This window comes from Rhodoferax sp. (assembly GCF_013297935.1).
Taxonomy (GTDB): Bacteria; Pseudomonadota; Gammaproteobacteria; order Burkholderiales; family Burkholderiaceae_C; genus Allorhodoferax.
Window position 1 is genome coordinate 1 of the sequence record NZ_JAAFIX010000005.1, and the last position, 26,591, is coordinate 26,591.

The following is a 26,591-nucleotide window of genomic DNA, read 5'->3' on the forward strand; positions in this document are numbered from 1 at the left end:
TCGTGAGCGGATGTATCCTACCAAGCGAGCATGTAACAGTTGCGGATCAGGAGCTGAGAAAGTGGGAACGTTGCTTACAGGTGTTTGGCGCATTTCGGTCCTTAGCGTCTATGCGCTGATATTTTTTCCATTGCTGGGATGCAGTAGCTCGGACCCTGATTCAGTGCCCAAGACCATCGAGGTCAGCATCAGTTCAGATGGGAAACGAATTGCTGTACTGAACAACGCTGGCGAGAAACAGTCTCGTGTTCAGATCATGTATCTGGATCGCTCGGACAAGTGGTTTGATCTTCCGACTCCACCGAGAACGACGAGCATTCGGTTCGGATTGCTGGCGCACCAGTTATTGCTCACCCATTTGGACCAGGAGGCTTATTTTTCCGAACTGTCAACCATCGATCTAGGTGTGATAAGCGCAGGCCCGATCCCCAGAAAGATCCTGTTTAAAGGGGATGTACTCGCCTATCCGATCGAGGTCGAAGAAGGACGGATCTTGGTTCGGCATTGCAAATTCACGCTCGTAGTTTGCCCCTGGAACCTGATTCGCGACGGCAAATTGGAGCGCGAAGTTGTATCCAGCGATCGGGTGCAGTACAGCCTGCAGTACGGGCAACCTGTGGTGGTTCGTGGAAAGGGTTTCTATTGGCTGACTTACAAACAAGAAAACACCCCAGAATTCGGGCCAGACGTTCTGGCCTTCTCTTTCGATGAAGGTGGTGTATTTCAACCAAAGGTTCCAGCGATAGATCATCGCTTGGATAGTGTTGCGTGTGACTACAGCGGGGCGCGATGTCTGCATGCCTTCACAGAAGAAACTTCGCCAGTCTTGTTCCTGTACAACACCAAAGTATTGTTTAAGCGCGAAATCTGCAGCATCGATGGTGTTGCGGGTTGGAGTGATGGGGCCAGTCTGTCGCCGGATGGGCGCTTTGGCGTGAAGTCTCTCGCAGCTGGATTTGATAAGCCACGGCATGTGGTTTACTTCGAATTTGATCCGGCGAAATGTGAACCATCAGTGGTCAAACACATCCCACTTTCCAGGTGATGGACACCTAAAATAAAATGGTTGGTGGTCCTAGAATCTCCGATCAAACAGAGGTATTTTTTATGGTTTTTCCCATGGATCCCGATACGGTGTCCCACGGTATTCAACTAGCCGTGGCGCCGGTGTTTTTGCTGACCGCCGTGTCCGGCATGATCGGGGCCGTAGCGCAGCGCTTGGCGCGCATCATCGACCGCGCACGCAATGTGGAAACCCGTATCAAGCAGTGCACCCACCCCGCTGAAGATGCCGATGGCTATGCAGAGTTGGCCGAACTGCGCACCCGCGGTTTGTTGGCCAATACCAGCATTGCGCTGCTCACCTCGTGCGCATTTTTGATCGGCCTCACTATCGTGGTGTTGTTCCTTGGCGAGACGATCGACTTCCCCGGCCTGCGCATTTCCATCTTCAGTTTTCTGGGCGGGGTGGTGTGCTTTTTGAGTGCGCTGATCTGCTTCATGGTCGAGACCTTCATCGCCGCCCGCCTGCTCAACTTCGGACGCAAAAAACACTGACCCTGCGCTTCTTCAAGACTTCTTCACGTCAACCGCGCAGTCGTAAAACGTAGGGGCCCGGCCCATGTCGGTCAGGCGCTGGCTGGTCAGCTCGTTCACATTGGTGCCATCGCGGCCCAGCTTGCGCCACCAGATGCCCAAGCCGTTGACCACACCCGGGCGTGCGCGGGCGGACACACGGGCTACACAACGGTGGGTGCCACGGGCATTGAACACCGTCACCTCATCCCCATCCGCAATGCCGCGCTGGGCCGCATCGGCCTCATGCAGTTCCACCAGCGGCTCGCCTTCGATGTCGCGCAGGCTTTTCACATTCACGAAGGTCGAGTTCAGGAAGTTGCGCGCCGGTGGCGAAATCATGGCCAGCGGGTAGGCGGGGTCCGCGCCGGCGAGTTCGTAGTTGGGCACATGGTCGGGCAGGCCATCGTCGCCACGGGCGGCTAAGCGTGCGCTGTAAAACTCGCACTTGCCGCTCGGGGTGGGGAAGCCGCCCTCGGCAAACGGGGCATCGGGCACCGGCAAGGGGGCGTAGCCCTGGCTGAGCAACAAGCCAAAGTCCACCTTGTCGCCAAACGCCGTGCGGCACAGGCTTTCGTCAGACTCGTAGAACAGCGCGTCTGTGTAGTCCATGCGCTGCGCCAGCTCACGGAAAAACTGGGTGTTGGTGCGCGCCTCGCCCAGCGGGGCGATGGCAGGGCGGTTGAGCAGGATGTCGGTGTGGCCGTAGCTGCTGTGCACGTCCCAGTGCTCCAGTTGCGTGGTGGCGGGCAACACATAGTCGGCATAGTCGGCGGTGTCGGTCTTGAAGTGCTCCAGCACTACCGTAAACAGGTCTTCACGGGCAAAGCCCTGCACGACCTTGCCAGAGTCGGGGGCCACCGCCACGGGGTTGCTGTTGTAGACGATGAGCGCCTCAATCGCCGGGCCGAACTCGGGGCTGGCAGGGCGCAGCAAATCGTCGCCAATGGTGCTCATGTTGATGGTGCGCGGGGTGCGGCCCGCCAGCAACTCGGGGCGCTCCAGCGCTGCAGTTTGTGTGGGCACATAACCCGAGCTGGACAGCAACACGCCACCGGCCCGGTGCCGCCAGGCGCCCACCAGTGCGGGCAGGCAGGCGATGGCGCGCACCGCGTTGCCGCCGCCCCGCACCCGCTGCAGCCCGTAGTTCATGCGAATGGCCACCGGCTCGCCAGCGCGTGCTGCCTGGCCGTATTCGCGGGCCAGTTCGCGCACCTCGTCCGCGGTGATGCCACACACCTCTGCGGTGCGCTCGGGCGTCCAGAGCAGGGCGCGTTCGCGCAGGCCTTCCCAGCCCAAGGTGTGGCGGGCAATGTAATCGTGGTCCAGCCAGTCGTGGGTGATCAGCTCGTGCATCAGGCCCAGCGCCAGCGCGGCATCGGTGCCGGGGAGCAGGGCAATGTGCTGGTGGCATTTGTCGGCGGTTTCCGATTTGCGTGGGTCGATGCAGACGATGCGCGCGCCGTTGCGCTTGGCTGTTTGCACATGGCGCCAGAAGTGCACGCTACTGGCGATGGCATTGCTACCCCAGATCAGAATGAGTTTGGACTCTGCAAAATGCTCCACCCGCATGCCGACCTTGTTGCCCAGGGTGAGGGTGAGCGCTTCGGCCCCGGCCGAGGCGCAAATGGTGCGGTCCAGACGGGCGGCGCCCAGTTGGTTGAAAAAGCGTGCGGCCAGGCCCTCGCCTTGCACCCGGCCCATGGTGCCGGCGTAGCTGTAGGGCTGGATGGCCTGCGGGTCGCGGGCGGCAATGGCAGTGAGGCGCTGGGCAATGTCGTCCAAAGCCGCGTCCCAGCTCACGGGCTCAAACTGCCCCGACCCTTTAGGTCCCACACGTTTGAGCGGGTGCAGCAGGCGCTCGGGGTGGTAGGTGCGCTCGGTGTAGCGCGAGACCTTGGTGCAAAGAGCGCCACCGGTCGCCGGGTGGTCCGGGTTGCCCTGGACCTTGATGGCCACTCCGTCTTGCACGGTCACCAGCATGGAACAAGTATCGGGGCAGTCGTGGGGGCAGGCGCCGGTGACCCGGGTCATGGCGGGCGCGTCGGGGGCGGTGTGGGAGGTGGCGGGAGTGTCTGAGTGCATGGTGCGGACTTTACCGAATTGCGTATGCTCTTGCGATGACAGGAAGCGGACATTTCTTTCCCTGCAGAGGACACTTGCTATGAAACTGATAGAGCCCATCGTGGCGAACACCCCCGAAATTGCGGCCCTGCGCAAAGACATTCATGCCCACCCGGAGCTGTGTTTCCAGGAGGTGCGCACTGCGGATGTGGTGGCCGCCAAGCTAACGGAGTGGGGCATTCCCGTCCACCGCGGCATGGGCACCACCGGGGTGGTGGGCATTGTGAAGGCCGGCACCTCCAGCCGCGCCCTGGCTCTCCGCGCCGATATGGACGCCCTGCCCATGCAGGAGTTCAATACCTTCGCCCACGCTAGCCAACACGCCGGCAAGATGCACGCCTGCGGGCACGACGGTCACACCGCCATGCTGCTGGCCGCCGCCCAGCACTTTGCCCGACATCGCAACTTTGATGGCACCGTGTACCTGGTGTTCCAGCCCGCCGAAGAGGGCGGGGGGGGCGCGCGGGAGATGATCAAAGACGGTCTGTTTGAGCAGTTCCCGGTGGAAGCCGTGTTCGGCATGCATAACTGGCCGGGCATGGCAGCAGGCACCTTCGCCGCCAGCGCAGGCCCGGTGATGGCCTCCAGCAACGAGTTCAAAATCACCATCCGCGGCAAGGGCGGCCATGCGGCCATTCCCCACAACGCCATTGACCCCGTGGTGGTGGCTTGCCAGCTGGTGCAGGGTTTCCAGACCATCATCAGCCGCAATGTGAAGCCTATTGATGCGGGCGTGATCTCGGTCACCATGATCAACGCCGGCGAGGCCACCAACGTGATTCCTGACCGCTGCGAGTTGCAGGGTACGGTGCGTACGTTCTCCATCGAAGTGCTGGACCTGATTGAGCGCCGCATGCGCGAGATGAGCGAGAGCCTATGCGCCGCGTTCAACACCCGCGTGGAATTTGAGTTTGTGCGCAATTACCCGCCCACCATCAACTCCGCCCGCGAAGCTGCGTTTGCTCGCCAAGTCATGGAAAGCATCGTAGGCGCCGATAAGGTGTACACCCAGGAGCCCACCATGGGCGCGGAAGATTTTTCGTTCATGCTGCAGGCCAAGCCGGGCTGCTACGCCTTTATCGGCAACGGCGATGGCGACCACCGCACCATGGGCCATGGAGCCGGGCCTTGCACCTTGCACAACCCGAGCTACGATTTCAATGACGAATTGCTGCCCCTAGGGGCAACCTTTTGGGTGCGTTTGGCGGAAGAGTGGCTAGCGTCTGACATCTGAAGTCACTATCATGAAATGTCAGTGATAACAGGGGACGCTATGACCGGTTCGAGCGATGGCAATCCGCGGGAACGCGCTGTGAGTCTTCAAGCGGCTGTCCGCCGGCAGACACGGCCGGGCGAGTACCGGTACACCTTTGTGCACGACGAGTTGGAGATTGACGATCCCTCGCTCGATACGAATGGACGTTTTTTCGTGTCGCCACGGGACTACGGCTTTGTGATTCGTGGCTTCGAGGAGGGCCGCACCGCCTGGGCCCGCGACTTCTCCAACGGGACCATGCTGGTGGTGAACGCCGAAGCCCGATCCCACGTGCTGTCACCCAAAATGGCGGCGCGGGTGCTGTTTATTGCGCCGGACGGTGCTTTGCTCCAAGACACAGGGGGTGCGGGGCGTCCTGCGCAGCCGGTTCCCGAGCTGGCGACCATCCGGCTTACCTTGACGGCAACGGTTGACCTCAATGGCTTGTCGCAAGAAGCAGCACGCGCCGAGCTGATCCGCCTGGTAGATCGCGCCGTGCTGGCCGCCCAAGCTTCGCAGGGGGACGGTGTGCGGGTGTTGGAGCATGCGTTTGACTCGGCGTCGGTGGTGTCGTCCGATACGCCGGGCTCCTCAGATACCAACTTTTCTCAGCTGCTGGACATGTAGCCGCAGCGGGCTGCGGGGCCTTGTCAGGCAGCCTGTGGGGCCGGAAAGCGGACTTTCGCCATCTGCAACAGGCCGTCAAAGATCAGGTTGTCCACCAGTTCGAAAGGCCGTGTCATGCTGGGCGCCATTTTCCAACCGGCTCCGCCCGTCATGATGCAGGCGGGCTCTGCGCCGCAGTGCGCTTTGACGTGTTGCACCATGCGCTCGACAGCACCTGCAATCGCAAAAGTGCCGCCACTGGTGAGTGCATCGCTGGTGTTGGTGGGGAACTCGCGCACATCGCCGGTGGGCACATGCAAGCCCGCTGTGCCGGACTCCAGCGCGCGGAGCATGATGCCGTGGCCGGGCAAAATCAAGCCACCCAAAAACTTGCCCTGGGCATCGACCGCCTCCACCGTCACGGCGGTCCCCACCATCACCAACACCATGGGCCGTGCCGGGCCCTGACTCAGCATGTGGTGATAGGCACCGATCATGGCCACCCAGCGGTCCGCGCCGAGCCGGGTGGGGTGGTCGTAGCCATTGCGCAGGCCGGCTTCGCCCTCGCTGGAGACGACCCACTGGGGCACGACATCCCACAAATCCATTTGCTCTTGCACCCGGCGCTTGACGGCGTCGCCCGCCACCACGCAGCCCAGCACCTGGTCTGGTGGCGTTAGCGCGCTCCAGGCGCCATCTGCGAGCTTGTCGATGTTTTCCAAAAATTCAGCCCCCTGCGCCAGAAGGGCAGCGCCCGGCCGGGGGGAAGCGTAGTGGGCCCACTTGAGGCGTGTGTTGCCGATGTCCAGCGCGAGAAATGTCATGGTGCCGCAAGCAGTGTCTTGATAGAGCGCACTCTACCGGATTCGGCGGCCTGTCCCGCGTACGGCGCAGGTTGTGCCTAGGTACTTACCCCCATGAGCGGTGTAAGCCGCTGTCAGGGTGATTGGTTTACAGTTGACGTTTACGTAAACGTCAATCGTGCTGCATTGCGCAGCCACTGCTTGTGAGTGCCTTATGACCGACCTGTCTGCTGACTTCAAAGCCCTGGCCAACTACCGCCCCACGCACAAAGTGCGCTTCGTCACCGCGGCGAGCCTGTTTGACGGGCACGATGCGGCCATCAACATCATGCGGCGCATCCTGCAGGGCATGGGTGCCGAGGTCATTCACCTGGGCCACAACCGCAGTGTGGACGAGGTGGTGACGGCCGCCTTGCAGGAAGATGTGCAGGGCATTGCCATCAGCTCTTACCAGGGCGGGCATGTGGAGTACTTCAAGTACATGGTGGACCTGCTCAAGGCGCGGGGTGGGGCACATATTCAAGTCTTTGGCGGCGGTGGCGGGGTGATCGTGCCGCCCGAAATCCGCGAACTGCATGCCTACGGCGTTACCCGTATCTACAGCCCCGAAGACGGGCAGCGCATGGGGCTGCAGGGCATGATCGGCGAGATGGTGATGCGCTGCGACCAAGACATCACCGCGCTGGCCCCGACAGACCTCAACGCGATTCAAGGCCACACCGAGGCCAGTTGGCGCGCTCTCGCCCAGTTGCTGACCGCCATTGAGGCTTCTAAGCTAAATCCGGCCCTAGCCCAAGAGATACGTGCGCAAGCAGCTACTAAAAAGATAGCGACTATCGGCATCACCGGCACCGGTGGTGCGGGCAAGTCCAGCCTGACGGATGAGCTGATCCGCCGCTTGCGGCTGGACCAGAACGACGCCTTGCGCGTCGCGGTCATCTCCATTGACCCCAGTCGCCGTAAGAGCGGGGGGGCGCTGCTGGGCGACCGTATCCGCATGAATGCCATCTCTCCATGGCAACAAGGTTCTCGCGTGTTCATGCGCTCGCTGGCTACCCGGGACTTCGGTTCCGAAATCAGCGCCGCGCTGCCGGACGTGATTGCTGCCTGCAAGGTGGCGGGCTTTGATTTGGTGGTGGTGGAGACCTCGGGCATCGGCCAGGGCGATGCGGCGATTGCACCGCTGGTCGACGTGCCGGTGTATGTAATGACGCCCGAGTTCGGCGCCGCCAGCCAGCTCGAGAAAATCGACATGCTGGACTTTGCCGAGTTCGTGGCCATCAACAAGTTCGACCGCAAAGGTGCCAGCGACGCGCTGCGTGATGTGGCCAAACAGGTACAGCGCAACAAAGAAGCCTGGACCACGCCTACTGAGCAGATGCCGGTGTTCGGCACCATGGCCGCGCGCTTCAATGACGATGGCGTTACCGCGCTGTACCAGGCCATGCTGCCGCGCCTCAAGGCGCTAGGCGTACCTTTGCAGGAAGGTAGCTTGCCGCGCGTGAGCGTGCGCCACAGCTCTAACCAGACGCCGGTGGTGCCCGCAGCGCGCACCCGCTACCTGGCCGAAATCAGCGACACCGTGCGCGGCTACAAAAAGCGCGCCCAAGCGCAGGCCCGCCTGGCGCGCGAAATCCAGCAACTGCGGGAGTCCGGCCGCATGTTGCAAGAGGCTAACCCCGACAAGGTCAACGCCGTCACCGCAGTCCGGGAGTTGGCGGTAGAGCGCGAAGAGCGCATGGGCGCCGCCGAGCGCAAGCTGCTGACCCAGTGGCCCGAAATGCAAAAGGCCTACGCCGGCGACGAGTACGTGGTGAAGATTCGTGACAAGGAAATCCGCACCGCACTCACCACCAAGAGCTTGAGCGGCACCACCATCCGCAAAGTGGCTTTGCCGCAGTACGAAGACCACGGCGAGATTCTCAAGTGGCTGATGCTCGACAACGTGCCCGGAAGCTACCCCTACACCGCAGGTACCTTTGCTTTCAAGCGCGAGGGCGAGGACCCGACCCGCATGTTCGCGGGCGAGGGCGATGCCTTCCGCACCAACACCCGCTTCAAGCTGCTCAGCAGCGGCATGGCGGCCAAGCGCCTGAGTACCGCGTTTGACTCTGTCACGCTCTACGGCAACGACCCTGACCCGCGCCCCGATATTTACGGCAAGGTGGGCAACAGCGGCGTGAGTATTGCTACGTTGGACGACATGAAGGTGCTCTACGACGGGTTTGATTTGTGCAATCCGTCCACCAGTGTGTCCATGACCATCAACGGCCCGGCACCGTCCATATTGGCCATGTTTATGAACACAGCCATCGACCAGAACATCGACAAATTCAAAACCGACAACGGCCGCGAGCCCACCGATACCGAAGTCGCCAAGATCAAGGAGTGGGTGCTGGCCAATGTGCGCGGCACCGTGCAGGCCGACATCCTGAAAGAAGACCAGGGTCAGAACACCTGCATCTTCAGCACCGAGTTTTCACTCAAGGTCATGGGCGATATTGCCAGCTACTTTGTGCACCACAACGTGCGCAACTTCTACAGCGTGTCCATCAGCGGCTACCACATTGCCGAGGCCGGTGCCAACCCCATCAGCCAGCTGGCGTTCACGCTGTCCAACGGCTTTACGTTTGTCGAAGCCTATCTGGCGCGCGGCATGCACGTTGACGACTTTGCGCCCAACCTGAGCTTTTTCTTCAGCAATGGCATGGACCCGGAATACACGGTGATGGGCCGCGTGGCGCGCCGCATCTGGGCTGTGGCCATGAAAGAGAAATACGGCGCCAACGAGCGCAGCCAAAAGCTGAAGTACCACATCCAAACCAGCGGCCGCAGCCTGCACGCCCAAGAGATTCAGTTCAACGACATCCGCACCACGCTGCAGGCGCTCATCGCCATTTACGACAACTGCAACAGCCTGCACACCAACGCGTTTGACGAGGCCATTACCACGCCCACTGAAGATTCGGTGCGCCGCGCTATGGCCATCCAACTCATCATTAACCGCGAGTGGGGCCTGGCCAAGAACGAGAACCCTTCGCAGGGCGCCTTCATCATCGAAGAGCTCACCGAGCTGGTGGAAGAGGCGGTTCTCAAAGAGTTTGAGAGCATTGCCGAGCGCGGCGGCGTGCTGGGCGCCATGGAAACCGGCTACCAGCGCGGCAAGATTCAGGACGAGTCCATGCACTACGAAATGCTCAAGCACACCGGCGAGCTGCCCATCATCGGGGTGAACACCTTCCGTAACCCGCATGGCGACGCCGTGATGGACAAGCTGGAGCTGGCCCGAAGCACCGACGATGAAAAGCAAAACCAGCTCAAACGCCTGGCCGACTTCCACACCTTGCACGCAACTCAGTCGCCCGCCATGCTCAAGAAACTGCAGCAGGCCGTGATCGACAACGCCAATGTGTTTGACGTGCTGATGGACGCGGTCCGCGTGTGTTCGCTGGGCCAGATCACCAGTGCGCTGTTTGAGGTGGGCGGGCAGTACCGGCGCAATATGTAGCTGCGTCGGACGATGGCAAAAAGCTCAGCCCACACCGGATGCACCTGCATGGGGCGCTTATGGTGCGTTTATTGCTAGTGACTGTGCAAGCCGTTGGAACCCGCTTGGGCGGGTGGCTCTGGAGATCGGGCCTGCACATGTTGTCAAAAATACCGCTTTGGTTGGGGCGTTTAAGCGTCGGGCGCAAACTCACGCTCATCTACCTGCTGGACTTGACGGCCGTCATTTACGTGTCGGGCATCCTCATCCACGAAAAATACCTCGCGATTGACTTTGCCCGCAAAGAGATTGTGGGCGTCCAGTACACCGAGGCGGTGCGCCGCAGTGTGATGGACAACATCCTGGCACCGGCTGGCACGGTGCCCGCAGCCCGCGCCGGGGCGCTTCAGGGGCTGGAGCAAGCGAAGGCGGCGTTTGACGGTGAACTCCGCACCGGTGGTGCGTCCTCCCGGCTGCACGCCACGTTGGCGGACGCAGCCGCGGCGTCTGAGCATGGCGTCCTCGTGTCGCAGGCGCGGGACCTGCTCACGATCGTGGGCAACCAGTCCAATTTGATTCTGGACCCGGACCTGGACAGCTACTACGTGATGTCGCTGACCCTGCTGCGCTTGCCGGAGCTGCTGCAGGTCATGCTGGACACCCATCACTTTATGAGCCACTGGGGAACGCGGGTCCCCGGCTTCAACCCCAATGCCCAGTTGTTGACTCTCCTGGGCCGGCTGGACGCCGTGCAACAGGGCCTGGAGTCAGACTACGAGCAAACCTGGTTGGCAGGCACGCCGGCTTTACAGGCGGCCCTGCGCCCGGGCCGCGATGCTATGCGCCGGTCTCTGACCGAATTCACGCGGGCGGTCCGCGATATCAACACCGGCAGTATTACCCCGGAACAGACCGCACGGCTGGACGCCAGCTTCCGCATTGCACTGCAAGACCTCTCCGGCAGCTGGCAGACCGGCCTTACCCAACTTGCAGTCTTGTTAGACCAGCGGGTGGAACAACTCTTCCATCGCATGTGGCTGCACTTGGGGACTGCGCTGGCGCTGTTGGGCTGCATTTTGAGTCTGGTGTATCTGGTGGCCAGCCAGATCGCGAAACCTCTGCAAAGCCTGGCCCGCGTGGCCAACGATGTGCGCCTCAAGGCGGACTACAGTTTGCGTGCCGAGTGGCACAGTCGCGATGAAATCGGCCAACTGTTTGCCGCTTTCAACGGCATGTTGGCGCAGCTGGACCGTGACCGCCTGGTGCAGCAGGAGCTAGCCGCCAGTGCCCGCGCCGCCGAAGCGCAGCGGGAGCTGGTGGAGGCGTTTCCGATTCCCATGGTGGTGACCTCGGTGCCCGACCACGAGGTGTTGCACGTCAACACCCCGGCGCGCCCCTGGCTGAGCGGCCGCACCGATGACCCGTGGCGCCACGGCCTGGAGCCGGGCGTGCGGGGGCGGTTCTTTCAGCGACTGGCGGATTTTGATGCGGTCGATGAGTTCGAGGTGCGCTGGCATGGCGGCGCCACGCCCTCGTGGGCGGTGTTGTCGGCGCGCCGGCTCAACTACCAGGGGCGCGACGCCGTGCTCACCGCCTTCACGCCCATCAACAAGCTCAAAGTGATGGAGCAGCGGCTGGAGCTGTGGGCCAAGGTGTTTGAAGCGTCCAGCGAAAGCATCATCATCATGGACGGTGCCCGCAACATCATCAGCGTGAACCAGGCCTTCTGCCGCAGCACCGGGCACGATTTGTACGAGGCACTGGGCCAGGACCTCAGTTTTGTGATGGAAACGCCGCAGGACGCGGTGTGGACGCATCTAGAAGACCACAACGACTGGCAAGGTGAAGTGCGGTTCTGCAAACAGAACGGCGACAGCTATCCCGCCTGGCTGATGGTCTCTACGGTGCACAAAAGCGCTACCAGCGGCGAGGTGGTGAACTACATCGGCATCTCCATCGACATTACCGACCGCAAGGCCAAAGAGGAGCGCATCCGCTTCCTGGCCCAGCACGATGTGCTTACGGAGCTGCCCAACCGAGCCCTGTGCCAGCAGCGGCTGGGCGAGGCCATGGAGAGTGCGCGCCACAGTGGCGAAAAAGTGGCGGTGCTGTTTATTGACCTGGACCGGTTCAAGCTCATCAACGACACCGTGGGCCACCACATTGGCGACGGGCTGCTGCGCACCGTGGCGCGCCGCCTCAGCAGTGCAGTGCGAGCCGACGATACGGTGAGCCGCCTCGGGGGCGATGAGTTTGTGATCGTGCTGCGGCATGTGGGCGATTTGGCGGAGCTCAACGCCATGGTCAACGACCGCCTGATTCCGGCGATCCGCCAGACCGCGACGGTCGACGGGCATGTGCTCACGGTGTCCTGCAGTGTGGGCGTCGCCCTGTTCCCCGATGATGCGCTGGACCAGGACGAGCTGATGCGCCGCGCCGATGCCGCCATGTACGAGGCCAAGTCCGCAGGGCGGGACACCGCCCGCTTCTTTTCTCCCGAGACCGATCAGCGGGTTCTGGCCCGCCAGACCATGGAGAGCCAGCTGCGCCAGGCGCTGGCGAACAACGAGTTCAGTCTGCACTTTCAGCCCCGGCTCAATGCCCGCACCCGCAAGGTGCAAGGCGCTGAAGCCCTGCTGCGCTGGAAAAACCCGATGCTCGGGCATGTGCCGCCGGGCGAGTTCATCCAGGTGGCCGAAGAGAGCGGCCTGATCAAACCCATAGGCGCGTGGGTGTTGGCCGAGGCCTGCCGGAGCTGGATGGCGCTGGAAGCCCAAGGGGTGAGCAAGGGGCTGGAGCTCTCGGTGAATTTGTCGGTGGCCCAACTGGCCGACCCGGAGTTGGTCGATCAGCTCAGTGCCATATTGCGCGAAACCCGCATGCCGCCCGCGCAGCTGGAGTTGGAGCTCACCGAGTCGCACCTGATGGACAACCCGCTCGCCGCCCAGCAGCAGGTGGCCGCCCTCAAGGCGCTGGGGGTGCAGGTGGCTATTGACGATTTCGGCACCGGCTACTCCAGCCTGGCCTACCTCAAGCGCTTTGCGATCGACAAACTCAAAGTGGACCAGTCTTTCGTGCTCGGCATGCTGGAAGACAGTGCCGATGCGGCCATCGTGCACGCTGTCATTGCGCTCGGCCACACGCTGGGCCTCAAGGTCGTGGCGGAGGGGGTGGAGAACCTGCCCACTGCCCAGACCCTCACCGCACTCGGCTGCGATGAGCTGCAAGGCTATTGCTTCAGCCGCCCGGTGCCGCTGCCCGAGTGGGTGAGCTACCTGCAAAGCCACGCCCAGCGGGAAGACCGGCGACGCCCGCCGATTTCCCCCGTTTAGCGCGAAGTGGATGCTATATTTTTAATAGCTACTCGCGCATATTCTGTATGGGCTAGAGGCTGTTTTTGCTTGAAAATTGCCTTAAGCCGTCAGTTGCCGCTGCAGCCAGCGGCACACCGGGCTGGAGGCGTCTTCCAGCCCGTGGATCACGGTGAAGTGGTCGGCGCCTTCGATGGCGCTCAGCTCTACCGGGTTGCCCAGGGCCACTGCCGTGTTGCGGTAGGTGGTGGACTGGCGGGCGAATTCGCCGGACTCTTGGCCACCCCAGACCACCCAAGTGGGCGTAGGGCATGCGCGCAGATTGGGCGTGGGGGACTGGCGGCGGATGATGCCGGCATCCAGCTGGATCATGGGTTGCAGGTAGCTGTAGCGCAGCGGCTCCAACTCATAGAGGCCGCTGAACAGCAAGCCCGCCTTGAGCGGGTCGCGCGGCAGGCCGTAGTCGGTGTCCCAGGCGGTTTGCAAGCACATGGCACCCAGGTGGCCGCCGGCCGAGTGACCGCCCACGCCCACGCGGGTCGGGTCGCCACCGTAGTGTTGGATATTGCGCAGCGTCCAGGCCACGGCCGAGCGCACCTGTCGCGTGATCTCGTCAATCGTGACAAACGGCGCCAGCGCGTAGTTCACCACCACGGTGGTGATACCGCTGGCGTGCAGGCCCAGCGCGACGCCATGAAAGTCTTTGCTCTGGAAGGCGCGCCAGTAGCCGCCGTGGATGAACACAAAAACGGGCGCGTTGGGCTGGTCTGCCGGAAAGATGTCCAGCGTCTCATGCACGGTGGGGCCGAAGGGGATGCCGGCATGGTGCTTGAGGGTGCTACGGGCCTTGTCGGCCTGCGCGGCAAAGTGCTTGCCGGGCGCGGTCGGGTCGGACAGTGCGATGGAGGGGTTGTACTGCGCGTCAATTTGCGCCTGGGTGTCAAAGTCGCGGTAGAGCATGGGGCTGAAGTGTCCTTGATGAATCAAATGCCGACGTAGCGGTGCCAGAGTTCGGGTTGTGTGGCCAAGGTGGCTGAGTCGCCACTCCAGACCGCGCGGCCGCGCTCCATGATGGTGTGGTGGCCGGCCAGCGCAATCAGGCGCTGCACATATTTGTCGATGACCAGCACACTCTGGCCTTGGGAGCGCAGGGTGTCCAGGCAGCGCCAGATGTCTTCCCGGATGAGCGGGGCCAGGCCTTCGGTGGCTTCGTCCAGGATCAGCAGGTGCGGGTTGGTCATGAGCGCGCGGCCGATGGCCAGCATCTGCTGCTCGCCACCCGAGAGCTGGTTCCCCATGTTGCGTGCCCGTTGCTCAAGCACCGGGAAGAGGTGGTAAATCCGCTCCAGCGTCCATGGCTGGGCACTGGCATTGCGCCGCGCGGCAAAGGCAATCAGGTTTTCTTGCACCGTGAGGTTGGGGAAAATCTGCCGCCCCTCGGGCACCAGTGCCACGCCCATGCGGGCAATGCGGTCGGGGCTCAAGCCCTCAATGCGCTCGCCCCGGAAGCGGATGCTGCCGTTGCGCGCTGGCGTCAGCCCCAGAATGCTGCGCACCGTGGTGGTCTTGCCCATGCCGTTGCGGCCCAGCAGGGTGCAGGTGGTGCCGGCCGGGAGCTGCATGTCCAGCCCGAACAGCACCTGGCTGTTGCCGTACGCCGTCTCCAGGCCCTGGATGTCGAGCAGGGTCTCGGTGCTCATGCGCGCACCTCCGGCAAGGCTTCGTCGCCCAGGTAGGCGCGTTTCACGTCGTCACTTTGGCGAATGGCATCCGGCTGCCCGCTGGCAATCACGCGGCCGGCTACGAGCACCGAGATGGTGTCGGCCAGTTGGAACACGGCGTCCATGTCGTGCTCCACCAGCAGCAGCGTGGTCTCCGCGCGCAGCGATTGCAGCAACGCCACCATGCGCTGGGATTCGTCCGGCCCCATGCCGGCCAAGGGTTCGTCCAGCACCAGCAACTGCGGGCGGCTGGCCAGCGCCAAGCCCACCTCTAACTGCCGTTGCTCGGCATGCGACAAGGCGCCTGCCGTACGTTGCAACTGAGCCTGCAAACCTACGCGCGCTGCCACGTCTGCTGCGGCCTGCATGCGTTGGGTCTCGGTGTGTACCGGGCGCCAAAAGCGCATGCTGCTGCCCGCCACCGCCTGCAGGGCGAGGGCCAGGTTGTCTTGCACGCTCAGGCGCAAAAACACGTTGGTAATCTGGTACGAGCGAGCCAAACCGCGCTTCACACGTGCGTGCATGGGCAGGCGGGTGATGTCTGCCCCGTTGAGTAACAGGCGCCCGGAATCCGGCTGCAGCGCGCCCGAAATCTGGTGGATAAGCGTGGTTTTTCCTGCGCCATTCGGGCCAATCAAGGCATGGACTTCGCCTTGGTGTACCTGCAGGCTGGCGTGGTCGGTGGCGGTGAGCGCGCCGAAGCGCTTGACCAGCGTGTCGATCTGTAGCAAGGGGGGGGCGCCGGTGCTCATGGCTGGCCCCGCGTCCACACGCTGCGCAGGCTGGCCAGGCCGCGCGGTGCCAGCAGCACCACAGCCAGCAACATGGCGCCCAAGCCCAGCTGCCAGTGTTCGGTGGTGTGGCCCAGCACTTCTTCAAGCAGCAGGAAAGCGGCAGCACCCAGCACGCCGCCATACAGGTGGCCCACGCCACCCAGAATCACCATCACCATCAGCATGCCGCTCTGGCTCCACTGCATCATGGACGGGCTGACAAACCCTCCCTGGTTGGCCAGCAAGGTGCCGGCCAGACCGGCCATGGCGCCCGCCAAGGTGAAGGCCGTGAGCTGCGTGCGCAGCACCGGAAAACCTAGCGCCTGCATGCGCACCGGGTTCTCGCGCAGGCCTTGCAGCACCTGGCCGAAGCGCGCGTTGAGCAGGCGCTGGGTGAACAGCAGGCACAGGGTGAGCGCACCGAGGGCCAGGTAATAGAGTGCCGTGTCGTCAGGGGCGATGCCGGCCCAGGTGTTGCGCCCGGCCAGGGGCAGGCCGTCGTCCCCGCCGTAGGTTTTGAGGGAAACGGCCAGGTAATACAGCATTTGCGCAAAGGCCAGCGTGATCATGATGAAGTACACGCCCTGGGTACGCAGGCTGATAAAACCGATCAGGCAGGCCAGGCCCGCGCTCACTAGCATGGCAGCGGGCCAGGCAATGGCAGCAGGCACGGTGCCGTGTTGCATGAGAATGCCCACGGTGTAGGCACCCGCGCCCACAAAGGCCGCATGCCCGAAGCTCACCAAGCCGCCGAAGCCCAGAATCAGGTTCAGGCTGCTGGCCGCAAGGGCAAAAATCGCAATGCGGGTGGCCAGCGTGACGTAGAACTCGGCGTGCAAAGCTGCCGTGATCTGCGGCAGGGCCAGCATCACCAGAAACACCGGGAGTGCAGCCCGCAGGTGCAGGGTGTGGTGCAGCGAGGTGCGGGCGTTGTCGGAATCAACCATGGGCAGGGAACAGGCCGCGCGGCTTGAAGAACAGAACCGCAGCCATCAACACATAAATCAAGATAGAGGCCACCGCCGGCGCCGCATCGGCTGCCAGCGCTGCGCCGAAGAGCGACTCGAACACCATGGGCAGCAGAGTGCGCCCGCCGGAGTCCACCATGCCCACCAGCAGCGCGCCCACCAGCGCGCCGCGAATGGAGCCGATACCGCCGATCACGATGACCACAAAGGCCAGAATCAGAATGCTCTCCCCCATGCCCACCTGCACCGCCAGCAGGGGCCCGAGCATGCCGCCGGCCAGCGCGCATAAAGCGGCGCCCAGCCCGAACACCGCAGTGAAAAGGCGCTGCACATTGGTGCCCATGGCCAGGGCCATGTCGCGGTTGGAGGCGCCGGCACGGACTTGCATGCCCAGCCGGGTGCGGGTCACCAGCAGGTAGAGCAGCAAGGCGGTGGTCAGGCCCACACCGATGATGAGTAGGCGAAAAGCCGGGTAAAAAAAGCCGGGCAACAACTCCACCGGGCCCGAGAGTGCGGCCGGCGGGTTCAGCGACAGGGGCTGTGAGCCCCAGATCATGCGCACCGACTCGTTACACATGAGCAATATGGCAAAGGTGCCCAGCACTTGGGTGACGTGGTCCCGCCGGTAGAGCCGGCGCAACACGCTCACTTCGAGCAGCACCCCGAAAATGGCAGTGCCCGCCACCCCCGCCACCAACCCCCACCAGAACGAGCCGCTGGCCTGGGTGGCTGTGGCGATCAGGTAGGCGCCCACCATATAGAGGGATCCGTGGGCCAGGTTCACCATGTCCATGATGCCGAACACCAGGGTCAACCCGGCGGCCAGCAAAAACAGCATCAGGCCGAGCTGCAGGCCGTTCAGGGCCTGCTCCAGCAGCAGAATTCCGCTCATGCGCGTGCGTCAGGCCTTAGAGGCCGGGCATCTTGCAGTTGGCGGCGTAGGCGTCGGCGTGGTTTTTGAACACGGTGCCCAGAGTGCGGTTGGTGACGCGGCCCTTGGCGTCGCGGGTAATGACGCGCAGGTAGTAGTCCTGGATGGGGAAGTGGTTGCTGTTGAACTTGAAGGCGCCCCGCACCGAGTCAAACTTGGCGGCTTCCAGTGCCTTCTTGACGGCGGCTTTGTCGTCCAGCTTGCCCTTGCTGTCGCGCACGCCGGCGTCCATCAGGCGGGCAGCGTCGTAGCCTTGGGCCGCGTACAGGGTGGGCAGGCGGCCGTATTCTTTTTCAAACTCCGCCACAAATTTCTTGTTGGCCGCGTTGTCCATGTCGTGGCCCCACTGGCTGGTGTTGAACATGCCCAGCATGGGCTCGCCCACGGCTTTGATCACGTCCTCATCGCCCGAGAATCCGGGGCCGAACAGCGTGATGTCCTTGGACAAGCCAGCGCCCACAAACTGCTTGATGAAGTTAATGCCCAGGCCGCCGGGCAGGAAGATGTAGACCGCGTCCGGCTTGGTGGCGCGCAGCTTGGAGAGCTCGGCGCCGTAGTCGAGCTGGTTGAGGGCGGTGTAGGTCTCGGAAGCAATCTCGCCTTTGTAGAAACGCTTGAAGCCGGTGAGGGCGTCTTTGCCTGCGGGGTAGTTGGGGGCGATCAGCGCCACGCGCTTGAAGCCTTTGTCGGTGACGGTCTTGCCCACCGCCTCATGCATGTTGTCGTTTTGGTACGAGGCACTGAAGAAGTAGGGGTTGCACTGCTCACCCGCGTATTGCGAGGGGCCGGCGTTGGCGCTGATATAGAAAGTCTTGGACTGGAAGGTGGGAGTGCCCACGGCCAGCATGACGTTGGAGAACACGATGCCGGTCATGAAGTCGACCTTGTCGCGCTTGATCAGCCGGTCTGCGGTTTGGCGGCCCACTTCGGGGTTGGCCTGGTCATCGGCCACGATGACTTCGGCAGGGCGGCCGCCGAGCTTGCCACCGTTAAGTTTCACGGCGAGCTGAAAGCCGTCACGGATGTCCACGCCCAAACCAGCGCCGGGGCCGGACAAGGTGCTGAGCAAACCGACACGAACGGGTTCCGGGGTCTGGGCCCAGGTACCTGCTGTTGCGGCAACCAAAGCTGCGGTCAAAACCAGGCGGGAGGGGGCAAAACGGGGCAGGTGCATTGCAAACTTTCCTTGAGGGGGATGGACCGGATCATTATCGGCCCAACCCTCCCTACTTTCTGCGGCACCGGCGCAGAAAGCAGTACCGCGCTCAGTTCAGCAGGTAGCTGTCAGCGTTGGCTTCAAAGTCTTCCGCATCGATTGCCGCGTCATAGGCGGCGCGGGCAGCCAGCGCTTCTTTGGTGTAGGGGATCAGGGGCTTGTCCAGGGGGCGCAGTTTGTGGCGGCGCAGGCCGCGCAGCTGCTGCGAGCGTTCCATGGTTTGCAGTACCAGCTCGGGCTCCATCATCAAGCTGAAGGGGTTGAGGTCGGTGGCAGTGGTTTTCATGGCAGTTCTCCGGTGAGTGGTTGCGCCGGTCATCAGACTTTGGCGCTTAGGAGAACTGTAGTCAGCCCGGCCCGAAACTGGAGTCAGGCACAGGCTGTAAGTCGTGTAGGAATTTCCCTTACAACAAGCGTGCCCGCACGCTCTTGCCCTTGACCTTACCGGCGTTGAGCTTGTTGCAGGCCGACTGCGCCACATTGCGGGCCACACCCACAAAGGTGCAGTACTCGGTGACCTGGATCTTGCCGATCTGCTCACGGGTGAAGGCGGGGCCGCCCTCGGCGTTGGTCAAGGCACCCAGCACATCGCCAGCGCGGATTTTTTCTTTGCGGCCGCCGGCAATTTGCACGGTCACCATTGGGGGAAGCAAACGCCCGGAGCCTGACGGGGTGAGTTCGTCGAGCTTGTGCCACACCGAGGGCGCGTTTTGGTACTGCTCGATCTTGCCGACCGCACCCATCTCGCGCAAGCTGACCAGGCTCAGGGCCAGGCCTTTCTCGCCCGCGCGACCGGTGCGGCCGATGCGGTGCACATGCACCTCGGGGTCGGGGGTAATGTCCACGTTGATCACGATATCCAACTCTTTCACATCCAGCCCGCGCGAGGCCACGTCGGTAGCCACCAGCACCGAGCAGCTGCGGTTGGCAAACTGGGCCAGCACCTGGTCGCGCTCGCGCTGGTCCAGGTCGCCATGCAGGGCCTGGGCGATAAATCCGTCTTCGACCAGCTTGTCCACCAGCTCGTTGCACTGTTGCTTGGTGTTGCAAAACGCAATGGTGCTCACCGGACGGAAATGGTTCAGGATGCTGCTGACTGCCGTGAAACGGGACTCGCGGTTCACCTCAAAAAAGCGCTGCTCGATGGTGTTGTCGGCCCTGGCGGCCTCCACCTTGATCTGCTGCGGGTTCTGCATGAACTGCTTGGCCAGCTTCTCAATGCCTTCGGGGTAGGTGGCTGAAAACAGCAGGGTCTGGCGGTTGGGTGGGCACTGGCGCACCACGGTGGTGATGTCGTCCAGAAACCCCATGTCGAGCATGCGGTCGGCCTCGTCCAGCACCAGGGTGTTCAGGCCCTCCAGGGTGAGGTATTCGCGCTCCAGCAGGTCCATGATGCGCCCGGGCGTGCCCACCACAATGTGCGCGCCGTTCTCCAGCGAGGCCCGCTGGCCGCGGGTCGCGACACCGCCACACAGGGTGACGACCTTGATGTTGTCTTGCGCGCGCGCCAAGCGGCGAATTTCCACCGTCACCTGGTCGGCCAGCTCGCGCGTAGGGCACAGCACCATGGCCTGCACCGCAAACCAGCGCGGATTGAGCTTAGCCAGCAGGGGCAAGGCAAACGCGGCGGTCTTGCCACTACCGGTCTGGGCCTGGGCAATCAGGTCTTGGCCGGCCAGCGCCACCGGCAGGCTGGCGGCCTGAATGGGCGTCATGGCATCAAAGCCCAGCTGTTGCAGATTGGCCAGCGTGGCAGGTGCGAGGGGGAGAGTAGAGAAAGCTGTCATCCCCCGATTATCGGGGGTGGGCCTGAGGGCTGATCCAGTGAATTGCGGGCTGCTACTTATTTAATAGCTAGATGTCTTGTTTTTACGAGGGCTTTGGGGGTGTTTTTCTTTTTGCTAGGGCGCATCCCGCCGCTTCTTTGTTCTTTTCTGCTCCCCGAATGCAGGCACGCTCTTGCACTGCAAGTTGTTACTACTTGACCGAAAACTAGCCTAGACTTGCGGCTCCTACAAGCGCTGAACTCCGGAGAACTACCAATGGATATCTTGAAGCGAAACCACGTTAACGTGAGCGGTGAAGGCACCCAAACATTGCTCTACGCCCACGGCTTCGGCTGTAACCAGCACATGTGGTCTCAGGTGACCCCTGCGTTTGAGGCAAGCCATCGACAGATTTTGTTCGACTATGTGGGCTGTGGCGCCTCCGATGCGAGCGCGTTTGACCCTCGCCGCTACAGCACCCTGAACGGTTACGCTCAGGATGTGCTCGATGTTTGCGATGCCCTCGGCTTGAGCTCCGGAGTCACTTTTGTGGGGCACTCAGTGAGCAGTTCCATCGGCATGTTGGCCTCCATTGCCCGCCCAAGCCTTTTTGATCGCATGATCATGGTGGGCCCGTCTCCTTGTTTTGTTAACCACGCTCCGGACTACGCGGGCGGCTTTGAGCGTACCGACCTCGAAGGTTTGTTGGCGCTGATGGACCAGAACTACATCGGCTGGGCCAACTACCTCACCCCGGTGATCTCCGGCGAGCAAGGCGGCGGACCGGTCGCAAAAAATCTGGAGGAGAGTTTTTGCTCGACGGATCCGCTGATTGCACGCATTTTTGCCGAGGCTACTTTTTACGCGGACAACCGGGCGGACCTGCCTCTGGTCACCTGCCCCAGTTTGATTCTGCAACACCGGTATGACGCTCTTGCACCGGTCGAGGTGGGGGAGTACTTGCACCAGCACCTGCGCGGCAGCACGCTGCGGGTACTGGATGTGGTGGGGCATTGCAGCCACATGTCCCATCCGGCGTTGGTCGTCGATGAAATGAAAGCTTATTTAGCGACTTCGCTGTAGTCATGGTGACCGCCCGCGTGTCATGAAGCACCTTGATTTGCTACCTAGTCCTGTGTTGGCTACCGATTTGCGGGGGAGCATCCTGACAGCGAATCGGGATTTGTTGGCACTGGTGGGCACAGATGGGGGGGCGTGTGCGGGCCGAACTCTGGATGTTTTGATGCCGGCTGCGAGTCGCATTTTCATGCAGACCCACGTCTGGCCTATGGTGATGCGCTATGGCGCAATCCAGGAGATTTATCTTCACCTCAGCACAGCCAGCGGTGAGTCGGTCCCGGTAATGGTGAATGCCCGCCAGGGCCGCTGGGATGAGACGGAGTGTATTTTTTGGGTTTTCTTTGTAGCGCAAGAGCGCAGCCGTTTCGAGGCTGAGCTCTTGGACGCCCGGGGCCGTGCCCAACGCTTGGCGGCTGAGTTGTCACAGGCGAATGCCGAGTTGAACGCACTTCATCAGCAGATGTCTGAACATGCACAACATGTGGAGTCAGAAAACCGAGAGCTTTCTGCGCTAAGCCTGACCGATCCCCTGACGCAATTGGGGAACCGCCGCGCCTTGGAGCGCGCGGTGGAGCAATGGCAAAAGCAGACCCCTCAAGGCACACCCGCAGCCTTGATGATGGTCGATGCAGATCATTTCAAGAAAGTGAACGACACCTATGGTCACGATGAGGGCGACCGAGTGTTGCAGGAGTTGGGCCAACAACTCCAAGCCAGTGGCCGAGGGAGTGATCTGGTGGTGCGCTATGGTGGAGAGGAGTTTGCGATGTGGTTGCCGGGTGCCACGCCGGACGGCGCACGTGCCGTTGCCGCGCGTACCCATGCCCTGATTGCGCAGGTGCGGGTGGGTGACCGGCCCATCTCGGTGAGCATTGGTGTCGTCTGCGCACAGCACACGCTGCACAAGGAACAAGATATGGTGTTTCTGAGTCGCATGCTCCAACAGGCGGACCTTGCGCTCTACCGGGCCAAAGCGGCAGGGCGCAATCGCACCGAATGGCACACCGGTGCTCTTGGACTCTCCTAAAATTTGAGGATTGCGCTCAGGCGCGTTCAAAAGAGGTCGTGCATGCGTTCCTGGATGGGTATGGCGCTGGTCAGCAGCGCGTTGTTGGTAGCTTGCGGCACCAATGTGGTCAACCCGGTCACCGGGCAAACCGAGCGCTCCGCCATGAGCGAGGACGCCGAGATCGCCGAAGGGGCCAAAGGCCACCAACAGGTGTTGCAGGAGTACGGGGTGGTCAACAACCCGGCACTGCAGTCCTATGTCAACGCGCTGGGGCAGCGCTTGGCGGGGCAGAGTCACCGCAGTCAGCTGCAGTGGCACTTTACGGTGCTGGACAGCCCCGAGATCAACGCCTTTGCCTTGCCCGGTGGCTATGTTTATGTCACCCGCGGCATCATGGCCTACATGGATAGCGAGGCTGATCTGGCCGGCGTCATCGGCCACGAAATTGGTCACGTCACCGCCCGCCACGGCGCACAGCGCGCCACGAGCCAGCAGAACGCAGGCTTGGGTGTGTTTGCCGCCAGCGTGCTGGGTGCGGTGGCTGAAGCCTATGGCGTGGCAGGCGCGGGGCAGCTTGCGGGACAGGTGTCGCAAAACGTGGCGGCGGGTTACATCGCCTCCTATGGCCGCGAACAGGAGCTGCAGGCCGATGGCTTGGGCGCCGAGTACCTGTTTCGCACCCGCTACGACCCGCGCAACATGATTGACGTGATCAAGGTCCTCAAAAACCAGGAGCTCTTTGCGGCAGACCAGGCCAAGGCCGAAGGGCGCCCTGCACCCGCCAAGGGGGATTGGCTTTCATCGCACCCCAGCAACGACCAGCGCCTTGAAACCATCAGCCGCTTGGCCGCGCAATACAAAACCCAAGAGCGCTATGACGACGAGGGCCGCGCCCGCTACCTGCAGGCCATCCAGAGCATGAACTTTGGCGACAGCCCGGAGCAGGGCCTGGTGCGGGGGCGCAATTTTTACCATGAGTCCCTCGGCCTGGCCCTCACGGCGCCTGCAGGTTGGTATGTGCAAAACGACACCGAGCAACTGGCCTTTATCAACACCGCTCGCGATGCCGCGCTTCTGGTGCGCACGGTACCTGCCGCCGCCGGCAAGACACCGGCCGATGTCGTGCGCAACCTGCTCAAGCCGACCCAGGGCCGCTTGGAGCCCACTACTATCAACGGGCTGCAGGCCTCTCGCTTCACCGGTGCACGGGCCGGTGCCAATGGCAGCAGCGTTGCTTTGGAGGCGACGGTCATTACCGGCCCCGGTGACCGGGTGTACTTGTTGCAGTCGACTGCCAAAGACGCCAACGCCCTGGCCCGTGCCCGCGCAGGCCTGCGCGAGGCTGAAGGCAGCTTTCGCGCATTGACAACCCAAGACCGCGCTGCGGCCCGGCCCTGGGTCATCAAGACAGCGCCGTACCCCAAGGGTGGATTTGCCGAGCTGGCCAAAAACTCACCGATTGCGCGGCCCGAGCAGCAGCTGCGCTTGATCAACGGTTACTACGGCGGCGGCGAGCCAGCAGTCGGGCAGCCAGTTAAAGTCGTGGTCATGAAGTAATTTGCTATATTTTTAGGAGCTACTTGCGCAGTATCGGCGAGGGCTAACTGCCATTTTTATTATGAATCAGCTCTACATATCTTCCCAGTTTGATGCCGGTGCTATCGACGTTGTGCGGGCCGAGGTTGCGCACGACATTCAGCTGCGCATCCGCCCTGACAGTGCTGCCGGGTTTGCCCAGTGGTTCCATTTTTGTTTGCATGGTGCGGCGGGGCAGGCGGTGACCCTGCGGTTTATCAATGCTGCGGAGTGCGCCTACCCCAAAGGTTGGGAGGGCTACCAAGTGCTCGCCAGCGAGGACCGCCAGCACTGGAGCCGCATCGACACCCACTACGACGGCAGCGTCATGACTGCCCGTTTGACCCCCCAGGGCAATGCCATTTATTTCGCCTACTTTGAGCCCTATTCGCTGGAGCAACACCTCGACCTGTTGGCCTCTGCGGCGGCGTCCCCCTTGGTGAAGTTGCAACGCTTGGGCGGCACGGTGCAGGGGCGGGACATGTGCCTGGTGCGGGTGGCTGAGCCGCACACCCAAATGCCCGAGGAGGACAAAAAGAATATTTGGGTCATTGCCCGCCAGCACCCTGGCGAAACCATGGCGGAGTGGTTTGTCGAGGGCTTTCTGGAGCGTTTGCTGGATGCGGACGACTCAGTCAGCCGAACCCTTTTGCAGCGCTGCAATTTCTATGTGGTGCCCCATATGAACCCCGACGGCGCGGTGCTGGGCAACCTGCGCACCAATGCCGCTGGCGCCAACCTCAACCGCGAGTGGGCCGCTCCCAGCATGGAGCGCTCGCCGGAAGTGCTGCTGGTGCGTCAAGCCATGGAATCCGTGGGCGTGGACTTGTGCCTCGATGTTCATGGCGACGAGGCACTGCCCTGCAACTTTGTGGTGGGCTCCGAAGGCACCCCGGGCTACACACCGCGCATTGCCGAGCTGGAGGACGATTTCAAAACCGCCTGGATGCGCGCCTGCCCCGATTTTCAAGATACCTTGAATTACGGCCGGGTCGCCCCCGGCCAAGCCAATATGACCCTGGCCACCAACTGGATCGCCCAGCGCTTCGGCTGTATGGCTTTGACCATCGAGATGCCCTTCAAGGACAACGTCAACCTACCCGACCCCGCCGTGGGCTGGAGCGGCCAGCGCTCCAAAAAGCTGGGCGCGAGTGTGCTGCAGCCTTTGCTGGAGTGGTCGGTGTAGATTTGCAGTTTCCTCTGTTTACTTGCCGTTCACCCCGAGCAACTCCACTTCGAAAACCAGGGTGGCGTTCGGCGGAATCACACCACCGGCGCCTCGTGCGCCATAGGCAATTTCAGACGGGCAGGTAAGTTTGGCTTTGCCACCGGTTTTCATGCGCTGCACGCCTTCAGTCCAGCACGAGATCACACCATTGAGCGGCAAGTCGGCTGGCTGGCCGCGCTTGTAGGAGCTGTCGAACTCACGGCCATCCGGAAACATGCCTTTGTAATGCACCGTGACTTTGTCGGTGGCCTTGGGGCTGGTGCCTGTGCCGTCTTTGAGGCTGCGGTAGACCAAGCCACTGGCGGTCACCACTGCACCGTCTTCTTTGGCGGCTGCCGCGGTGATGGCGTTTTGTGCAAAGGCACCCTGTGCACACAAAGCCAGAGCGATGCAGGAAATTCGGAGTTTGATTTTCATAATGGCTTGTCGAGATCGTGTGAAAGAAATCAGCGGAACTACAAGGTAGCAGGACTCGCTGAGCTGCGTACCGGAACATTATCCTTTCCCGCATTTCGTAGCGAGGGACTTTGGGTTGCACGTGCACAGATGCTGCAGGTATCTGAAAAAATGACGCAATGAAAATCCTATTGTCTAGCCTTCGTGGCCTCTTGTGGGTAGCGGTGATGTGGATGCCGGTTTTGGCAGTTCATGCGGCAGATGAAAGAAGCGAGCTCCAGCCAGGCAGTATGGTGCTGATTCGCCACGCTCTTGCAACCGGTGTGGGGGACCCGGAGCACTTTGCTCTGAATGACTGCCGGACCCAACGCAACCTGAATGACGAGGGGCGCAAACAAGCAATGCGGATCGGCGCGTACTTCCGGCAGCTCACCGTGCCTGTGACGGCGGTCTGGTCATCCCAATGGTGCAGAACTCGCGAAACAGCGGATCTGGCGTTTCCTGGAATGCGTGAGGACAAGGCTGCGTTCAACTCGTTTTTCGGAGAGCCCGACGCAGCCCCTGCACAAACGCTGGCGGCCAAGCGTTTGTTAAATGCATGGAATGGCAATGGCTTGTTGGTGGTGGTGACCCACCAGGTCAACATCACTGCGATTGCGGGTGTGGTGCCCGCGTCGGGAGAAGCGGTGGTGCTCCGGTTGCGCGATGGCGCCTGGGTGGTGTCGGGCAGGCTCACACCCTGAAAACGCGGCCTTTGAGCCGGGCAT

Annotated in this window: 22 protein-coding genes; 11 read left to right on the top strand and 11 right to left on the bottom strand. The window is 62.2% G+C overall.

Annotation, left to right across the window (positions count from 1 at the left end; all coding sequences use genetic code 11):
* Positions 1–1,045, top strand: a 1,045-nt coding sequence (locus tag QZW03_RS08610) for a hypothetical protein (protein ID WP_296509581.1), incomplete at its 5' end; no start/stop codon positions are given.
* 62 nt (positions 1,046–1,107) lie between these two features.
* Positions 1,108–1,557 carry a DUF2721 domain-containing protein gene (locus tag QZW03_RS08615; RefSeq protein ID WP_296509582.1) on the top strand — a complete coding sequence of 150 codons (450 nt, stop codon included), beginning with the start codon at positions 1,108–1,110 and terminating at the stop codon, positions 1,555–1,557.
* 12 nt (positions 1,558–1,569) lie between these two features.
* Here the strand turns inward: QZW03_RS08615 and QZW03_RS08620 are convergent, their stop codons facing one another.
* Complete coding sequence (locus QZW03_RS08620) at positions 1,570–3,660, bottom strand: molybdopterin oxidoreductase family protein (RefSeq protein ID WP_296509583.1); 2,091 nt, start codon at positions 3,658–3,660, stop codon at positions 1,570–1,572.
* 79 nt (positions 3,661–3,739) lie between these two features.
* Between QZW03_RS08620 and QZW03_RS08625 the strand changes: the two genes are divergently transcribed.
* Together QZW03_RS08625 and QZW03_RS08630 are read left to right on the top strand one after the other, a co-directional pair.
* Positions 3,740–4,933, top strand: coding sequence for a M20 aminoacylase family protein (locus QZW03_RS08625; RefSeq protein ID WP_296509584.1), 1,194 nt, complete (start codon positions 3,740–3,742; stop codon positions 4,931–4,933).
* A 39-nt stretch (positions 4,934–4,972) separates the two neighbouring features.
* Positions 4,973–5,581 (top strand): hypothetical protein, encoded by a 609-nt coding sequence (locus QZW03_RS08630; RefSeq protein WP_296509585.1) that lies wholly within the window; start codon positions 4,973–4,975, stop codon positions 5,579–5,581.
* A 23-nt stretch (positions 5,582–5,604) separates the two neighbouring features.
* Here QZW03_RS08630 and QZW03_RS08635 read toward each other — a convergent pair whose 3' ends face one another.
* Positions 5,605–6,384: a type III pantothenate kinase gene (locus tag QZW03_RS08635; RefSeq protein WP_296509586.1), complete on the bottom strand. Its 780-nt coding sequence runs from the start codon at positions 6,382–6,384 to the stop codon at positions 5,605–5,607.
* 193 nt (positions 6,385–6,577) lie between these two features.
* Between QZW03_RS08635 and icmF the strand changes: the two genes are divergently transcribed.
* Both icmF and QZW03_RS08645 read left to right on the top strand, forming a co-directional pair.
* The gene (icmF, locus tag QZW03_RS08640) at positions 6,578–9,871 is read left to right on the top strand and encodes a fused isobutyryl-CoA mutase/GTPase IcmF (protein ID WP_296509587.1); all 3,294 of its coding nucleotides are present in this window, start codon (positions 6,578–6,580) and stop codon (positions 9,869–9,871) included.
* Between the two features lie 59 nt (positions 9,872–9,930).
* Positions 9,931–13,182 carry an EAL domain-containing protein gene (locus QZW03_RS08645; protein WP_366481530.1) on the top strand — a complete coding sequence of 1,084 codons (3,252 nt, stop codon included), beginning with the start codon at positions 9,931–9,933 and terminating at the stop codon, positions 13,180–13,182.
* Positions 13,183–13,263: 81 nt separating this feature from the next.
* Here the strand turns inward: QZW03_RS08645 and QZW03_RS08650 are convergent, their stop codons facing one another.
* The 8 genes from QZW03_RS08650 to dbpA all read right to left on the bottom strand — a co-directional run bounded on the left by QZW03_RS08650 (position 13,264) and on the right by dbpA (position 20,557).
* The gene (locus QZW03_RS08650; protein WP_296509588.1) at positions 13,264–14,121 is read right to left on the bottom strand and encodes an alpha/beta hydrolase; all 858 of its coding nucleotides are present in this window, start codon (positions 14,119–14,121) and stop codon (positions 13,264–13,266) included.
* Between the two features lie 23 nt (positions 14,122–14,144).
* Complete coding sequence (locus QZW03_RS08655) at positions 14,145–14,861, bottom strand: ABC transporter ATP-binding protein (RefSeq protein WP_296509589.1); 717 nt, start codon at positions 14,859–14,861, stop codon at positions 14,145–14,147.
* The gene (locus QZW03_RS08660) at positions 14,858–15,634 is read right to left on the bottom strand and encodes an ABC transporter ATP-binding protein (protein WP_296509590.1); all 777 of its coding nucleotides are present in this window, start codon (positions 15,632–15,634) and stop codon (positions 14,858–14,860) included. The genes QZW03_RS08655 and QZW03_RS08660 overlap by 4 nt, the downstream gene beginning before the upstream one ends.
* Complete coding sequence (locus tag QZW03_RS08665) at positions 15,631–16,602, bottom strand: branched-chain amino acid ABC transporter permease (protein ID WP_296509591.1); 972 nt, start codon at positions 16,600–16,602, stop codon at positions 15,631–15,633. The genes QZW03_RS08660 and QZW03_RS08665 overlap by 4 nt, the downstream gene beginning before the upstream one ends.
* The gene (locus tag QZW03_RS08670) at positions 16,595–17,515 is read right to left on the bottom strand and encodes a branched-chain amino acid ABC transporter permease (protein WP_296509592.1); all 921 of its coding nucleotides are present in this window, start codon (positions 17,513–17,515) and stop codon (positions 16,595–16,597) included. The genes QZW03_RS08665 and QZW03_RS08670 overlap by 8 nt, the downstream gene beginning before the upstream one ends.
* Before the next feature lie 16 nt (positions 17,516–17,531).
* A complete protein-coding gene (locus QZW03_RS08675) occupies positions 17,532–18,728 on the bottom strand; it encodes an ABC transporter substrate-binding protein (RefSeq protein ID WP_296509593.1) in 1,197 nt (398 codons plus the stop codon).
* 91 nt (positions 18,729–18,819) lie between these two features.
* Positions 18,820–19,056: a hypothetical protein gene (locus QZW03_RS08680; RefSeq protein ID WP_296509594.1), complete on the bottom strand. Its 237-nt coding sequence runs from the start codon at positions 19,054–19,056 to the stop codon at positions 18,820–18,822.
* A 118-nt stretch (positions 19,057–19,174) separates the two neighbouring features.
* Positions 19,175–20,557 carry an ATP-dependent RNA helicase DbpA gene (dbpA, locus tag QZW03_RS08685; protein WP_296509595.1) on the bottom strand — a complete coding sequence of 461 codons (1,383 nt, stop codon included), beginning with the start codon at positions 20,555–20,557 and terminating at the stop codon, positions 19,175–19,177.
* 255 nt (positions 20,558–20,812) lie between these two features.
* Between dbpA and QZW03_RS08690 the strand changes: the two genes are divergently transcribed.
* From QZW03_RS08690 to QZW03_RS08705, 4 genes are read left to right on the top strand one after another with little or no spacing between them, the layout of a single operon-like run.
* Positions 20,813–21,619 (top strand): alpha/beta hydrolase, encoded by an 807-nt coding sequence (locus QZW03_RS08690; RefSeq protein WP_296509596.1) that lies wholly within the window; start codon positions 20,813–20,815, stop codon positions 21,617–21,619.
* Between the two features lie 22 nt (positions 21,620–21,641).
* Positions 21,642–22,643 carry a diguanylate cyclase gene (locus tag QZW03_RS08695; protein ID WP_296509597.1) on the top strand — a complete coding sequence of 334 codons (1,002 nt, stop codon included), beginning with the start codon at positions 21,642–21,644 and terminating at the stop codon, positions 22,641–22,643.
* 42 nt (positions 22,644–22,685) lie between these two features.
* Complete coding sequence (locus QZW03_RS08700; RefSeq protein WP_296509598.1) at positions 22,686–24,182, top strand: M48 family metalloprotease; 1,497 nt, start codon at positions 22,686–22,688, stop codon at positions 24,180–24,182.
* A gap of 58 nt (positions 24,183–24,240) precedes the next feature.
* Positions 24,241–25,386 (top strand): M14-type cytosolic carboxypeptidase, encoded by a 1,146-nt coding sequence (locus QZW03_RS08705; RefSeq protein ID WP_296509842.1) that lies wholly within the window; start codon positions 24,241–24,243, stop codon positions 25,384–25,386.
* Between the two features lie 18 nt (positions 25,387–25,404).
* Here QZW03_RS08705 and QZW03_RS08710 read toward each other — a convergent pair whose 3' ends face one another.
* Positions 25,405–25,845: an FKBP-type peptidyl-prolyl cis-trans isomerase gene (locus QZW03_RS08710; RefSeq protein WP_296509599.1), complete on the bottom strand. Its 441-nt coding sequence runs from the start codon at positions 25,843–25,845 to the stop codon at positions 25,405–25,407.
* Positions 25,846–26,003: 158 nt separating this feature from the next.
* On the opposite strand from QZW03_RS08710, the gene QZW03_RS08715 reads away from it, so the two are divergent.
* The gene (locus QZW03_RS08715) at positions 26,004–26,567 is read left to right on the top strand and encodes a histidine phosphatase family protein (RefSeq protein ID WP_296509600.1); all 564 of its coding nucleotides are present in this window, start codon (positions 26,004–26,006) and stop codon (positions 26,565–26,567) included.
* Positions 26,568–26,591: the final 24 nt, after the last annotated feature.

Coding starts and splice junctions, on each gene's coding strand:
- QZW03_RS08715 (WP_296509600.1), top strand. CDS start 26,004: ATGAAAATCCTATTGTCTAGCCTTCGTGGCCTCTTGTGGGTAGCGGTG.
- QZW03_RS08615 (WP_296509582.1), top strand. CDS start 1,108: ATGGTTTTTCCCATGGATCCCGATACGGTGTCCCACGGTATTCAACTA.
- QZW03_RS08635 (WP_296509586.1), bottom strand. CDS start 6,384: ATGACATTTCTCGCGCTGGACATCGGCAACACACGCCTCAAGTGGGCC.
- QZW03_RS08650 (WP_296509588.1), bottom strand. CDS start 14,121: ATGCTCTACCGCGACTTTGACACCCAGGCGCAAATTGACGCGCAGTAC.
- dbpA (WP_296509595.1), bottom strand. CDS start 20,557: ATGACAGCTTTCTCTACTCTCCCCCTCGCACCTGCCACGCTGGCCAAT.
- QZW03_RS08620 (WP_296509583.1), bottom strand. CDS start 3,660: ATGCACTCAGACACTCCCGCCACCTCCCACACCGCCCCCGACGCGCCC.
- icmF (WP_296509587.1), top strand. CDS start 6,578: ATGACCGACCTGTCTGCTGACTTCAAAGCCCTGGCCAACTACCGCCCC.
- QZW03_RS08645 (WP_366481530.1), top strand. CDS start 9,931: ATGGTGCGTTTATTGCTAGTGACTGTGCAAGCCGTTGGAACCCGCTTG.
- QZW03_RS08670 (WP_296509592.1), bottom strand. CDS start 17,515: ATGAGCGGAATTCTGCTGCTGGAGCAGGCCCTGAACGGCCTGCAGCTC.
- QZW03_RS08695 (WP_296509597.1), top strand. CDS start 21,642: ATGAAGCACCTTGATTTGCTACCTAGTCCTGTGTTGGCTACCGATTTG.
- QZW03_RS08710 (WP_296509599.1), bottom strand. CDS start 25,845: ATGAAAATCAAACTCCGAATTTCCTGCATCGCTCTGGCTTTGTGTGCA.
- QZW03_RS08630 (WP_296509585.1), top strand. CDS start 4,973: ATGACCGGTTCGAGCGATGGCAATCCGCGGGAACGCGCTGTGAGTCTT.
- QZW03_RS08680 (WP_296509594.1), bottom strand. CDS start 19,056: ATGAAAACCACTGCCACCGACCTCAACCCCTTCAGCTTGATGATGGAG.
- QZW03_RS08655 (WP_296509589.1), bottom strand. CDS start 14,861: ATGAGCACCGAGACCCTGCTCGACATCCAGGGCCTGGAGACGGCGTAC.
- QZW03_RS08660 (WP_296509590.1), bottom strand. CDS start 15,634: ATGAGCACCGGCGCCCCCCCCTTGCTACAGATCGACACGCTGGTCAAG.
- QZW03_RS08625 (WP_296509584.1), top strand. CDS start 3,740: ATGAAACTGATAGAGCCCATCGTGGCGAACACCCCCGAAATTGCGGCC.
- QZW03_RS08665 (WP_296509591.1), bottom strand. CDS start 16,602: ATGGTTGATTCCGACAACGCCCGCACCTCGCTGCACCACACCCTGCAC.
- QZW03_RS08690 (WP_296509596.1), top strand. CDS start 20,813: ATGGATATCTTGAAGCGAAACCACGTTAACGTGAGCGGTGAAGGCACC.
- QZW03_RS08700 (WP_296509598.1), top strand. CDS start 22,686: ATGCGTTCCTGGATGGGTATGGCGCTGGTCAGCAGCGCGTTGTTGGTA.
- QZW03_RS08675 (WP_296509593.1), bottom strand. CDS start 18,728: ATGCACCTGCCCCGTTTTGCCCCCTCCCGCCTGGTTTTGACCGCAGCT.